This is a genomic window from Arsenicicoccus sp. UBA6765 (genome assembly GCF_002453335.1).
Taxonomy (GTDB): domain Bacteria; phylum Actinomycetota; class Actinomycetes; order Actinomycetales; family Dermatophilaceae; genus Arsenicicoccus; species Arsenicicoccus bolidensis.
The window spans coordinates 93,924-107,114 of record NZ_DKGR01000018.1 but is presented as its reverse complement, the minus strand read 5'-3'; the positions used below and the strand labels follow the sequence as shown (position 1 = coordinate 107,114).

Annotated in this window: 10 protein-coding genes and 1 tRNA gene; 6 read left to right on the top strand and 5 right to left on the bottom strand. The window is 73.8% G+C overall.

Annotated elements, in window-relative coordinates:
• Positions 1 to 31: 31 nt before the first annotated feature.
• From B4K29_RS04925 to B4K29_RS04915, 3 genes are all read right to left on the bottom strand, one after another.
• Complete coding sequence (locus B4K29_RS04925; protein WP_286966531.1) at positions 32 to 1,798, bottom strand: N-acetylmuramoyl-L-alanine amidase; 1,767 nt, start codon at positions 1,796 to 1,798, stop codon at positions 32 to 34.
• A 32-nt stretch (positions 1,799 to 1,830) separates the two neighbouring features.
• Positions 1,831 to 3,069, bottom strand: coding sequence for a SpoIID/LytB domain-containing protein (locus B4K29_RS04920; RefSeq protein ID WP_286966529.1), 1,239 nt, complete (start codon positions 3,067 to 3,069; stop codon positions 1,831 to 1,833).
• Positions 3,070 to 3,433: 364 nt separating this feature from the next.
• The gene (locus tag B4K29_RS04915; RefSeq protein ID WP_286966528.1) at positions 3,434 to 4,228 is read right to left on the bottom strand and encodes a TIGR03089 family protein; all 795 of its coding nucleotides are present in this window, start codon (positions 4,226 to 4,228) and stop codon (positions 3,434 to 3,436) included.
• Between the two features lie 69 nt (positions 4,229 to 4,297).
• On the opposite strand from B4K29_RS04915, the gene B4K29_RS04910 reads away from it, so the two are divergent.
• Together B4K29_RS04910 and B4K29_RS04905 are read left to right on the top strand one after the other, a co-directional pair.
• A complete protein-coding gene (locus tag B4K29_RS04910; protein WP_286955521.1) occupies positions 4,298 to 5,047 on the top strand; it encodes a hypothetical protein in 750 nt (249 codons plus the stop codon).
• 117 nt (positions 5,048 to 5,164) lie between these two features.
• On the top strand, positions 5,165 to 5,959 hold the full coding sequence (locus B4K29_RS04905) for a DNA-3-methyladenine glycosylase family protein (protein WP_286955520.1): 795 nt from the start codon (positions 5,165 to 5,167) through the stop codon (positions 5,957 to 5,959).
• A gap of 94 nt (positions 5,960 to 6,053) precedes the next feature.
• On the opposite strand, the gene B4K29_RS04900 is transcribed toward B4K29_RS04905, so the two are convergent.
• Both B4K29_RS04900 and B4K29_RS04895 read right to left on the bottom strand, forming a co-directional pair.
• Positions 6,054 to 8,702: a S8 family serine peptidase gene (locus B4K29_RS04900; protein ID WP_286966527.1), complete on the bottom strand. Its 2,649-nt coding sequence runs from the start codon at positions 8,700 to 8,702 to the stop codon at positions 6,054 to 6,056.
• A 142-nt stretch (positions 8,703 to 8,844) separates the two neighbouring features.
• Positions 8,845 to 8,916: transfer RNA gene (locus B4K29_RS04895), tRNA-Arg, on the bottom strand.
• Positions 8,917 to 9,001: 85 nt separating this feature from the next.
• Here B4K29_RS04895 and B4K29_RS04890 point away from each other — a divergent pair.
• The 4 genes from B4K29_RS04890 (at position 9,002) to B4K29_RS04875 (ending at position 13,190) form a co-directional block, all read left to right on the top strand.
• A complete protein-coding gene (locus tag B4K29_RS04890) occupies positions 9,002 to 9,415 on the top strand; it encodes a response regulator (protein ID WP_019285682.1) in 414 nt (137 codons plus the stop codon).
• Positions 9,412 to 10,236 carry a hypothetical protein gene (locus B4K29_RS04885; RefSeq protein WP_286966526.1) on the top strand — a complete coding sequence of 275 codons (825 nt, stop codon included), beginning with the start codon at positions 9,412 to 9,414 and terminating at the stop codon, positions 10,234 to 10,236. The genes B4K29_RS04890 and B4K29_RS04885 overlap by 4 nt, the downstream gene beginning before the upstream one ends.
• A 2-nt stretch (positions 10,237 to 10,238) precedes the next feature.
• Positions 10,239 to 11,672, top strand: a complete 1,434-nt coding sequence (lysA, locus tag B4K29_RS04880) for a diaminopimelate decarboxylase (RefSeq protein WP_286966525.1) — start codon at positions 10,239 to 10,241, stop codon at positions 11,670 to 11,672.
• A 183-nt stretch (positions 11,673 to 11,855) separates the two neighbouring features.
• Positions 11,856 to 13,190, top strand: coding sequence for a homoserine dehydrogenase (locus B4K29_RS04875; RefSeq protein ID WP_286966523.1), 1,335 nt, complete (start codon positions 11,856 to 11,858; stop codon positions 13,188 to 13,190).
• The last annotated feature ends 1 nt before the right edge of the window (position 13,191 follow it).

Genomic DNA, 13,191 nt, shown 5'->3' with positions numbered 1-13,191 from the left:
GTGGCCGACCCCCGCTGCGTGCTGATGCTGCTCAGGCGCGCCAGGTGGCCCCGGTGGCGCTGTCGAACTTGACGGTGCCACCCTGGAACGTCTGCGCCCAGCCGCCGGAGATGGGGCGCATGGTGCTGACCGGGGCTCCGAGGCGGCTCCACATGCCGCCGTTCCTGACCCAGTAGTTGCGGATGGCGCCCTCGGTCCAGGTGCTCACGCCGCTACGGCTGTGGGTCATCGTCTTGCCCTTGGAGAGCTCGACGTACCACCCGCCGGGACCGGCGATCTCGTCGGTCCAGGGGTAGCCGCCCCAGTTCACCCCGCCGCGCGAGATCCAGCCGTGGTTGAGGCCGGGTCCGATGACCTTGGTGCCGTAGGGGCCGTTGTAGATGTTGACGTTGGACGTGAAGGTCGTGCGCTGCAGGCCGCTCGCGACCGTGCTCTCACCCACCGACACGCGGCCCCACTTGCCCGAGCCGCCGGTGGCGACATACCGCTTGTAGATCGGGCTGTTGAAGCCCGATCCGTTCCAGCCGGCGAGGGCGGCGGCGCCGGCGCGCAGCTCGTCCAAGCGCGGGTAGAGGTAGCGGCCGGGGCACGCGGTGTTGCTGGACTCGCGGTGCGCGGCGATGTTCTTGGCGTAGTAGGCGCTGCCCTTGGCGTACCTGGACGTGGTGCCGTTGTACTCGGAGTACAGCGTCGTGCTGCCGTACGGCGCGATGTAGAACTGCGAGAGGCGCATGGCGATGCCCTGCTTGAGCGCCGACATGCCGGCCTCGGGGACCCGGGTGGTGTCGTAGTTGCCGAGGATCGAGATGCCGAAGGTGTAGTTGTTGAACGAGTCGGCGTGGGCGCCCTTGACGGGGCGGCTCAGTCCGCCGAAGCGGCCCTCGAACTTCTGGCCGTACTTGTCGACGATCATGTTGTAGGCCACGTCGCACCAGCCCAGGCCGCCGGTGTCGTAGGCGTAGATGCCGCGGATGATCGACGCCGACTGCGCCTTGGTGTAGCTGTTCTGCCCCGCGGTGTGGTGCACCACGACGACCTTGGACGTCTCGCGGACCGAGGGCACGCAGCCCTTGCGCAGAGACTCGTTGGCGCCCCAGCCGGCTCGGGAGATCACGGACGGCACGTATGCCGCGTTCGCGGCACCCGCCACGGCGGTGGGGGTGAGCTGCGCGTCCGCCGCCGTCTCGCGGGAGGTGACGGCCGCGAGGGACGCGGTCTTGAGCAGGTCCTTGGCCGGCGCGGCGACGCGCACCTGGACCCGGGTGGCGCCATCGACCCAGATGGGCTCGGTGCCGTACTTCGTGACCTTGCCCGTCGTCTGCTCCTTGACGGCGTCGATGGCCAGCTCCTGCCACTCCTGCCAGCCCTTGGCGGTCTGGGCACGGACGGCGACGGTGGCCTTGGCCGCCATGGTGGTGGTGCCCGGCCAGGTGACGCCGACCAGGTTGCCGGTGGCGGGGAGGTCCACGACCGTGTCGGTGGTGGCTCCGGCCTCGAGCGTGGGGTCGACGGTGCCCTTGCCCGGGGTGGCGACCGGCTTGCCCGCGGCATCCTTGGGCAGCGAGGCGTCCTGGACGACCTTGGTCTGGGGCCCGGCCTGCTGGACCGTGGTGCGGACCTTGTCGGCGAGGGCGTGCTTCTTGACGTCCGGGGTGATCGGGCCGTTCTTGGCCGGCACCGCGGAGGGGACCGGAGCCTGCACGGCGACGGACGGCAGGGCGACGAAGCCGAAGCTCAGGCCGAGGGTGGCGGAGAGCAGCGTGGTGCCCTTGACGAGGGAGGTGCGGGAGGTCTTCACGAGGGGGTCTCCAGGGTGTCGAGACGGACGGGTCACAGGGAGCTGACGGGCTTGAAGTAGGTGGAGCGCAGGGCGGTGCCGCCGACGACGCTGCGCAGGCGCTCGCCGGAGACGTCGACGGAGCCGCGGGTGCCCTGCAGCCGGACCGTGAGGACGCGACCGCCCCACAGGCCCTTGCCGTCTCGCGCGAGCACGGTCATCCGCTGGAAGGACCCGATGGCGGGGTAGGCCCGCTCGAGCTTGCTCACGGGGACGGAGACGCCCCAGGTGTTGGTGGTGGGGGCGAGGCCGGTCTCGTAGGGGTCGGCCTGGGCGGGCAGGTAGGCCACGTTGCCGTACACCGTCTGGCCACCGTTGGAGGATCCGAACTCGGTGTGGGCGGGGAGGCCGGCCCGGGTGAGGATGATGCCCTTGCTGGCCGCGACGGCGGTGCGCGAGTTGGTGGTCTCGCTGGTGATCCCGCCGAACACCTGGCACGCGGCGGTGTCGCAGATGTCGTAGGTCGAGGTGCGGGGCTTGCGCAGCCAGCTCGCGGCGTAGGAGCGGGCCGCGACGGACTGCGCGGCGAGCGCCTGCACCGGCCAGCTGCCGGGGCTCTCGAAGGGCACGACCTGGCGCACGTAGCTCTCGAGGGTGGTCGTGACGACGGGGGAGATGGTCGTGCCGGAGCGGATGCCCGTGAGGCTGCCGAGGTAGGTCGCGACCGGCGCGCCGGTGGAGCCGACCGCGGTGACGGTGCCGTCCGTCGCCCGGATCGTCCACCGGCCGGAGGAGGTCGACCGCAGGGCCTTGCGCTGGCCGGCGGAGGTCGTGAACCACAGGGTCGCGGTCGTCGTGGTGCCCCCTGACGCAGGGCGGTCGACCTGCCAGGACCGCACGGGGACCGTGCCGTCGACCAGGGACAGGCGCACGACCTGGCCGCGGCCGTCGTCGGCGACCAGTCCGGGCTCGGCAGCGACGCGGGCGGCGTTGCCGAGGCGACCGGCCACGCCCACGCGGATGCTGGGGTCGGCCAGCCGGGTCTGCGTGGCGCCCGGGTAGTAGTGGCTGACGATCTGCTGCCACGAACGGCCCTGCCTGGCGGCGTTCATGGCGCCGTACTGGGACATGCCACGGCCGTGGCCGAAGCCCCGGCCGGTGATCTCCAGGGTGCCGTCGGCGGGCCGGCTGTAGGACTCGGCCGCGGACGCAGGAGCGCCCGAGCCGGCGATGACGGCGGCGGACACGGCGGCGACGGCGGCGGCGCGTCGCGACGTAGGTGTGATGCGCATGGGTCTCCCAGGTCCTGGGCGGGGGCTGGCCCAGGACTCTTCTCGAGCGGTGTCGAGCTGGATGGCTAGTTCGCCCCAGAACGATCAAATCACGGAGTGTGACCGTCTCGTTACTGTCCGTATGTGATCACAGGTAGACGTCATCGCGGAACCTTTGACGCCGATGTCGCCCTTTTTGGACTAATTACACGCGTGTGTCTTGTGAGGTTGATGGGGCACTTGTGACAGTTGGGGCGTGTTCAGGCTCCCCCCACCACGCACCCTGGCCCGATCGGGCAAACGCGGCATGAGCGCCGGTGACTAGCCCGTCGACGGGCGGGTGACTACCTCGCTAACACCCGCAGGTCGCCGCCCCGGCGACCGCTCAGGCCGGTCCTCGCACGAGCTCGGCGCGCTCGGCCTCGACGATCCCGTCGATCCCGTCGATCCCGGCGACCCCGGCGAGACCGTCACCGGCAACGCCGGGGTCGCCGGGGCCGCCGGAGCCGGGCGCCCCCGTGCGGACCAGCACGAGGCTGCCGTCGCCGGACCACCCGCGGACCATCCGGTCGAGCGCGTCCTCGAGGTCGGCCGTATGACGGTCCGCCTCCTCGCCCACCACCAGGCAGGTGCGGCGGTCGTCGGCTCGCAGCGGGTCGTCATACAGCCTGGTCCCGTCGCTCCGGCGCCAGGCGACGGCGCCGGGCCCGGGAGAGTCGAGGGCGTCGAACCGGTCCCCGTAGGTCGCGAGCTCGCGGGCCTCGTCCATCACCCCGGCGGGCACGGGGCCGGGGTGGGACCGGGCCAGGCCGGCGAGCGTGACGAGCGCGGCCTCGCCCGGCGCCTCGGCCGCGAGCGTCGGGTCGTCGGTGACGAGCAGGTCGGCCTCGAGCGCCCCGGCCCCCGTCACCAGCGTCGCCCCGGCCCACCAGGTCGCCAGCGCCCAGTAGCCCGCCCGCCAGTGCGCGGGCAGGGCCAGGCCGACGGTGCTGCCGGGCTCGAGGGACCACTCGTCCTGCAGCGCGTTGCCGGCCTTGCTGGCCCAGGTGAGCAGCACCCGCCCGCTCAGCTCGATCCGCTCGCCGTGCGTCGCGCCCCCCGTGCGGTCGTAGCACGTGATCGCCGGCTGGCTGACGTCGCGGGACTGCAGGGCGGGGAGGAGCTCGCGCAGGGTCGGCATCGGCCCAGCCTAGCGACCGGACCTACTAGGCTGGCGAGAGCCGATCTCGAGGATGACGGAGGACCACGGATGGCGCTGGGCCAGGTGGCGAGGACGCTGGGGCGGGTCGCGGGCGTCACCGCCGGGGCGGCGATCGCCACGGACGCCGCTCGGCGGCTGCACGCGAGCTCGCGCTGGGGCGTGCGGGCGCGGCTCGGCGCGGCCGGCGACCTGCCTGAGTGGGTGCTGCCGACCGACGTGCTGGCGTCCTACGCCGAGGCCGAGGAGCACCGCGAGGCGGCCGACGACCTGGGGCTCCCGATGGTCCTCGACGAGGTCAACGCGTGGGCGGCGATGGGTGCCCTCGCCGCGCTGCTGCGCCTCGTCGACGACGGCACGCACCGCAGCCAGGTCGTCGATCTCGGAGGTCGCTGGTCGCCGCTGTCGCGGTGGTGCCGGGCGCTGGGTTTCGCCGTCTCGCGCGAGGTCCCGCACGAGCGGGGGAGCGTCGACCTGCTGGCCCGCCTGCACCCGGCCGGCGCGGTGGCGGACGACGTCGACGCCGTGCTCGAGCTGGCCGGGGTCGTGCTGCGACCGGGTGGGGTCGTCGTGGTGACCGTGCCCGTCGGCGACGCGGACGCCGAGGGAGCCCTGGGGCGAGCCGACCTGCGGGCCCTCGAGGCCCGCGCCGACGGGTGGGGGCTGCGACTCGTCGGCGACCTCGACGGCGAGGTGGGGCGGCGCCTCACCGCCGCCGTCCGTGGCGCGCGCGACGACGAGCAGGTGCGCACCGACGGCAGCGCCTACGCCCTGGCCCGGCTGACGCTGCGGCGACGCTGAGTGCGCCGGATCCGGCTCGACCGCCCGCTGGACCTCCGGTCGACCCTGGCCGCCCTCCAGCGGGGAGGCGGTGACCCGACCGGACGTCGCACGGCCACGGGTGGGTGGTGGCGGGCGATGCGCACCCCCGACGGCCCGGTGACGATCCACCTCGAGCGCCAGGCCGACGAGGTGGTGGGTGAGGCCTGGGGCCCGGGGGCCGAGTGGTCCCTGGAGCATCTGCCGGGGCTGGTCGGGGAGCAGGACGACGCGACCGGGCTGGTGCCCGTCCACGACGTGGTGCGCGACGCCCACCGCCGCCACCCGGGCTTCCGGATCGCGCGGACCGGCCTCGTCGTCGAGGCCTTGGTCCCGGCCGTCATCGAGCAGAAGGTCACGGGTCAGGAGGCCTTCGGCGGCTATCGCCGCCTCGTGCGGACGTATGGCGAGCCGGCACCAGGCCCCGGTGAGGGTCTCGGCCTGATGGTCGCCCCGTCGGTGCAGGTGTGGCGCCAGGTGCCGTCCTGGGCGTGGCTGCAGGCCGGCGTCGACGGGGCTCGCTCGGCGACCGTCCAGCGGGCGCTGGCGGTGGCTCCGCGCCTGGAGGAGTGCGTCGACCTCGACCCGCGCGAGGCCCACCGGCGGCTCCGCGCCATACCGGGGATCGGGGTGTGGACGGCCGCCGAGGTGCGGCAGCGGGCCCTCGGCGACGCCGACGCGGTGAGCTTCGGCGACTACCACGTGGCGCGCAACGTCGGGTGGGCGCTGGCCGGCCGCGAGACCGACGACCACGGCATGGCGGAGCTGCTCGAGCCCTATCGGGGGCACCGGTTCCGCGTCACGCGGCTGCTCGAGCTGAGCGGCCAGGTGCGCCCGCGCCGCGGCCCGCGCATGGCGCCGCGCACCCACCTGCCCCGCACCTACCTCAGGTAGTCACGTCCGCCCGACTTGGCACGCCAGGCGGATGTGACCACCTGAGGTAGGCACATCTCCGCCCGACTTCGCCCCCCCGTCACCGCGCCCGAGGTCAGGTGGCGATGCGCAGCAGCGTCGCTCGCGCCGACGTCGGGTACCGCACGTAGCCCAGGTAGACCCGGCTCGGCTCCAGGCCCTGCCACACCAGCCAGGGCGTGGCGGTCGCGCCGCTGGTCAGCAGCGACGTGCGCGGGTTGACCGTGAACATCGCGTCGCGGCCGCTCTGCACCGCAAAGCTCTCGAGCGTGAACGAGGCGGTCCCGGTGACGGCATACCCCTGCACGACGAACCGGTAGGTCCCGGCCGCCGGGCTGCCGACGTCCAGCGTCTCGTCGCCCGACTCGGTCTCCGCGGCCCCGACCGTGGTCCAGGTGCTGCCGTCCAGCCGCTGGAGGTAGAGGTCCAGGTCGTCGGCGCCGTTCGCGGCGACGAGGTCTCCCCGCAGCAGGGGCGACCCGGCAGCCACCGTCAGGGACGGGGTGGCCCACGTGCCGCCCTGGCTCACCGTGCCCGGGTCACGGCGTCCGGCCGCCAGCCCCGTCACGGGCGTGAACCGGCCGGACGTGGGGCTCGCCACCCGGATGGGTCGGCGACCGGAGCGTCCGGTCGCCGACAGCTCTCCCGGCTGGGAGAACCCGGACCGCGACACGATCGGCAGGTGCAGCGTCGAGCCACCGGCGGTGGGCGTCAGCATGACCCGCCCCTTGGCCCAGGCGCCGTTGGTCGCGGTCGACGGTCGCAGGACCAGCGACAGCGTGACGGGCGACCCTGCGGTGGCGGTGATGCTGGCGGGCGTGGTCACGACATACCCCGGGAGGGAGGCGCGGACCGACCAGGTGCCGCTGCGGGTCGCGGTGAACCGCCGCGTCACCCGCACGTCACCGCCCTGCAGCGGCACGGCGATCGAGGCGAGGTTGAGGTCGGTGGGGTCGAGCGGCGTCCGGCCGGTGTCGACGCCCTGGCCCTGCGCGAACCTCGCCATGTCCTCCGGCGTCGCGTCGAGCAGCAGGCCCGGGTCGAGGGCGGCGGCCGGGGCGACATACCCCGCCCCCTGGGCGAACGGGTCGGTCGTGGTCGTGTCGACGCTGGTCATCATGAGCGCGGACCGTATGGCGCTCGGCGTCCACGCTGCTTCCCGCGCATGGCGCGCCTCGAGCAGCGCGGTCAGGCCGGCGACGTGGGGGCTCGCCATGGACGTGCCCGACATGTTCTCGTAGACCGAGGGCGCGGTGGTCGACCAGCCGGCCCGCCACGGGACCGACCCGGCCACGATGCCGACGCCGGGCGCGGCCAGGTCGGGCTTGATGATGCCCGAGCCCGACGCCGACGTCGGGCCGCGACCCGAGAAGTCCGCCACCGCCATCGGCGAGGTGTGGCTGGCGGCGGCCACGGTCGTCACCCACGGCGCGACATGGTCCACGGTGCCGGCCCTGGGCCCGTCGTTGCTCCCGGCCGCCACGACGGCGACGCCCGCCGCGTCGGCGCGCTGGAAGGCCAGCGACACGGGATCGGTCACACGGTCCGAGGACCCCGAGATCGAGTAGTTGAGCACGTCCACCCCGTCGAGCACGGCCTGGTCGACGGCGGCCACGACGGAGTCGTCGAGGCAGTAGTTGTCGTTGATCCCGTCGCGGTCCTGGTCGACGCCGTCGAAGTCCCAGCACACCTTGTAGGCCGCGACGGGGGCACCGGGCGCGATCCCTGCGCTGCGACCCCAGGCCCCGCCCATGTCGACCTCGCGACCGGCGGCGGTCGAGGCCGTGTGGGTGCCGTGACCGTCGTTGTCGCGGGGGGACCAGTAGTCCGGGTTGCCGGCGCTCGGGGACGTCTTGCGCCAGTCCGGGTCGCCGGTCGGGAAGGCGCGGGCGGACACGAGCTTCTGGTTGCACAGGGCCGAGGTCCAGACCTCGACCGGGTTGCTGCCCACCGCGCCCGTGCAGCTCCCGCGGAAGGTCCCGCCGTCGGCCTTGGTCAGCGTCGTCGTGGCCCCGCGGTCCACGCTGTATGCCGATCCCACCGTGCTCGTGGTCGCCGTCCCGAGCGCCGGTCCCGTGAAGCTGGCGTTCTCGGGCCACACCCCCGTGTCGAGCACGCCGACGACGACGCCCCGGCCGGCCGTCGCGGCGCTCGTCGGGGGAGTGGACCCGGCGCCGACCCGGGCCCACACGCCGGACGTGCCCGTCAGGCCGAGCGCGTCAGGGGTCTGGTAGACGGTGGGGCGCCGGCGCTGCACGGGATCGACGGCGGCGACCTCGGGGTCCGACCGCAGGGCGGCGACCTGCCCGGCGTCCAGGCGGGCGCTGAACCCGTTGGTGGCCACGGTGAACTGCCGCTCGATCGCGACCGAGCGGCGGGCGGCCACGGCGCGCTGCGTCGTCTCGAGGCTCGCGCGGTGGTCGCGGACGGCGGCGCTCGTCGACTGGAAGCGGCCGCCCTTCGGTGCCTTGGTCCGGGGTGCCACGGCGGCCGGGGGTGCCTTGAGCGTGACGATGAAGTGGCCCCTCGCGGTGCTCTTGGCGGGGCCCGTGGCCCTCGTGGGCGCCGTGCCCTGCGCGGTCGCGGTGGGCGTGGCGGACGGGCTCGCCGCCGACGGGTTCGTGGCCGACGTGCTCGCGGCCGCCGCGGGGGCGGTGACCAGCAGGGCGAGGGCGCCGGCGGCGACGATGCGCGACCGTCGGGCCAGGGGGAGGGGGACCGGCATGGGGTGGCTCCATTCACCAGAGGATCAACTACGCAGAGTAGTAGTTGATTACCCTCGGTGTCTGGATGGCGTGAAAGCCCCGGTGCGTCGAGACCGAGCACGGCGAAGGCCCGGTCCATCAGGACCGGGCCTTCGCGTCGGGCGCCCCCAGTAGGATTCGAACCTACGCACCCGCCTCCGGAGGGCGGTGCTCTATCCCCTGAGCTATGGGGGCCCAGCAGCACGATCGAGGGGCGACGCGCCATGGCGCAGCGACCGGTTCGTGCGAAGGTCGACCATACCAGCCTAGGCTCGCAAACATGGAATGGGACCAGGGCGACGGCGAGCGGCTGGGGACGGTGCTCGTCTGCGACGACGCCGACCAGATCCGGACGCTGATCCGGCTCAACCTCGAGCTCGACGGCTACGACGTGATCGAGGCCGGTGACGGGGTCGAGGCCCTGGAGATCCTCCGCGACCCGGACATGCCCCGGCCGGACGTGATCACGGTCGACGCGCTCATGCCGCGCCGCGACGGGTGGTGGATGGTCGGGATGATCCGGGCCGATCCGGCGCTCGAGGACATCCCGATCGTCATGGTCACGGCCTCGGTGCAGCCGCACCACCGCGTCCAGGCCGAGCAGGCCGAGGTCGACGGGTTCATCGCCAAGCCCTTCGAGCCGGACGAGCTGCTGGCGATGGTGGGGATCCTCGCCGCGAGCGGGCGCGCGTGAGCGGGAGCCCGGCTCACGGGTCGAGCTTCGTCCTCTCCCAGCAGATCTCGTATGCCGCCGCGCGCGCCGGCCACGACATCGACCCCCACGACGTGCCGCTCGAGCCGTCCCGTGGCGGCCGCCCGGGCACACCGGCGCGCCGCCCGGACACACCGGCGCGCCACACGGACACACCGGCGCGCCACACGGACACACCCGCCCGCCACCCTGACACACCCGCCCGCCACCCTGACTGGATCTCCTCGCTGCCCCTGCGCCTCGCCGCGGGCGACCCCGACGCCGCCGCCCACCACGCGACCCGCCTCGTCGAGGCCCTCGCCCCGGCCGTCGACGCCGACGTGATGCCGCGCGGGCTGCTCGGCATACGGCTGGACGACCCCGCCCTGGTGACCCTGGCGCTCGATCTGCCGCGCGGGTGGGCGGACCGCGCACCCGGCCCCGCCGCCTCCACCCAGCCGGCCACAACCCAGCCGGCCACGACCCGGCGGACCGCCGCGCGCACCCCGACGAACCCCCGGTATGCCGCCCAGCTCGCCCACTCCCGGCTGTGCCGCCTGGCGGAGCAGCCGCCCGGCGAGCGGCTCCCGCCCCACGACGTCCTCGTCCGCCTCGTCGACGCCTGGCGCGTGCGCGACCGGCTCGCGGCGGACGGCCGGGTGCACCACCTGACGGACTGGCTCGCGGCCTACGGCGCGTCTGTGCTGGTCTGGACCCGAGAACCCCGCCCGCGCGACCTCGACCACCGGGTCGTCGTCGCGGCCCGGGACGCCCTGGCCGACGGCCTGCGCGCGTCCGGGGCCACCCCTCTCGAAAGGTTGTGACCATGCACGCGCACGAGGCCGGTGCCCTGCACGCCGACGGCTACTCCGCCGCTCCCGAGTGGCTCCCGTGGCCCAGCGACGTCAACGAGCTCGAGCCCGGCCTGTGGGCGCGCAACGTCACCAAGGACGCGGCGGGCGAGCTGGCGGTCGCGGGCGTGCCCGTCTCCCGGATCCGGGACGAGTTCGGCACGGCCGCCTATGTCATCGACGAGGACGACTTCCGCACGCGGGCCAGGGATTTCAAGCAGGCGTATGCCGCGGCCTTCGCCGACCCGGGGCTGGGCGGCGGCGCCGACGTCTACTACGCGGGCAAGGCCTTCCTGTGCACCGCGGTCGCGTCCTGGATCCGCGACGAGGGGCTCTGCCTCGACGTGTGCACCGGCGGCGAGCTGGCCGTGGCCCTGCGCGCGGGCCTGCCGGGGGAGCGGATCGGTTTCCACGGCAACAACAAGACGGTCGGCGAGATCGAGGCGGCGGTGGACGCCGGCGTCGGGCGGATCATCGTCGACAGCCATGCCGAGATCGACCGCGTCGCCGCCGTCGCCCGCTCCCGCGGCGTCGAGGTCGGGGTCATGGTCCGCGTGACCGCCGGTGTCGAGGCGCACACCCACGAGTTCATCGCGACCTCTCACGAGGACCAGAAGTTCGGCTTCTCGCTGGCCGGGGGAGCAGCCTTCGCGGCGTGCGAGCGCATCGTCGCCCGCCCCGGTCTGCGCCTGCTCGGGCTGCACAGCCACATCGGCTCGCAGATCTTCGAGACCAGCGGGTTCGAGCTGTCGGCGCGGCGCGTCCTGCAGCTGCACGCGCGCGTCCGCGACGAGCTGGGCGTCGCCATGCCCGAGCTCGACCTCGGTGGCGGCTACGGCATCGCCTACACCACGCAGCACACCCCGCTCCCGCCCGCCGAGCTCGCGCAGCAGATGGCCGAGATCGTCCGTCGCGAGGTGACCTCCCTGGGCATCGACGCCCCGCGCGTCTCCATCGAGCCCGGCCGCGCCATCGCCGGTCCGTCGACCTTCACCCTCTACGAGGTCGGCACGGTCAAGCCGGTCCAGGTCGACCGCGGCGCCACCCGCCTCTACGTCTCGGTCGACGGCGGCATGAGTGACAACATCCGCACCGCGCTCTACGGCGCCGACTACTCCTGCACCATGGCCAACCGCCGCAGCGACGCCGCCCCCGTCATCTCCCGTGTCGTGGGCCGCCACTGCGAGAGCGGCGACGTGGTCGTGCGCGACGAGTACCTCCCGTCCGACGTCATCCCCGGCGACCTCATCGCCGTGCCGGGGACCGGCGCCTACTGCCGCGCGATGGCCAGCCAGTACAACCACACCCCGCGCCCGCCCGTCGTGGCGGTGCGCGACGGCGTGGCCCGGCTGGTCGTGCGCCGCGAGACCGTCGAGGATCTCCTCGCCCTGGACGTCGCCGACGCCTGATCGACATACGAGACGTTCGCGTCCCGTATGTCGGACAAACGGCCGCCGCCACCACAAGACCGGTCGAGACTGAGGGTGACGACCATGCCGCTCGAGGATGCTCGTCAGCGTCTCGCACGACCGGGCGCGTCCTCGAGCCTCGACCCGACCGTCGCACGACCTGACGAGCAAGGAGCCCCACCCGTGGAGGACAGCGACAAGCAGACCCCGATCCGGGTGGCCCTGCTGGGCTGCGGCGTCGTCGGATCGGCGGTGGCGCGGCTGCTGACCGAGCAGGCCGACGAGTTCGCGGCCCGCATCGGTGCCCCGATCGAGCTGGTCGGCATCGCCGTCCGCCGCCTCGGGCGCGACCGCAGCGCCGCCAGCGTGGACCCGGAGCTGTTCACCACGGATGCCGACGAGCTCGTGACCCGGGCCGACGTCGTCGTCGAGGTCATCGGCGGGATCGAGCCCGCCCGCACCCTCATCCTGCGGGCCTTCGAGCACGGCGCGGGCGTCGTGACGGCCAACAAGGCGCTGCTCGCCGAGAGCGGACCCGAGCTCTACGCCGCGGCCGAGTCCGCCGGCGTCGACCTCTACTACGAGGCGTCGGTGGCGGGCGCCATACCGCTGCTGCGTCCGCTGCGCGAGTCCCTCGCCGGCGACGACGTGCGCAAGGTCCTCGGCATCGTCAACGGCACCACCAACTACGTGCTGGACAAGATGCACACGACCGGTGCGGGCTTCGGCGAGGCCGTCGAGCAGGCCCAGGCGCTGGGCTACGCCGAGGCCGACCCGACCGCCGACGTCGAGGGCTTCGACGCTGCCGCCAAGGCCGCGATCCTCGCCTCGCTCGCCTTCCACAGCCGCGTGAGCGGCAACGACGTCTATCGCGAGGGCATCACCGAGGTCACCGCCGCCGACGTCCAGGCCGCCGAGTCGATGGGCTGCGTCGTCAAGCTGCTCGCCATCTGCGAGCGGGTCGAGGCGACCCCCGAGCACCCGACCGGCATCAGCGTCCGGGTCCACCCGGCCATGATCCCCACCACGCACCCGCTGGCCGGGGTCCGTGAGGCCTTCAACGCCGTCTTCGTCGAGGCCCGGTCGGCCGGCGAGCTCATGTTCTACGGCCGCGGCGCCGGGGGAGACCCCACGGCCAGCGCGGTCCTCGGCGACGTCGTCGCCGTCGCGCGGCACCGCGTGCTGGGCGGTCGCGGGCCGGGGGAGTCGGCCTATGCCGACCTGCCGACGCTCGACATGGGCGACGCCCGCACCCGCTACTTCATCAGCCTCGACGTGGCCGACGAGCCCGGCGTGCTGGCCGCTGTCGCAACGGAGTTCGCCCGCCACCACGTGTCGATCGAGACGGTGCGCCAGCAGCAGCTCACCGGCGACGAGCACGACACCGAGGAGCGCGCCGAGCTCGTGATCGTGACCCATGCCGCGGCCGACTCGGCGCTGGGCGCCACGGTCGAGGCGCTCGGTGCGCTGCCGCAGGTCCGTGCGGTGTCGTCCGTCATGCGCGTCGAAGGAGAGTGAC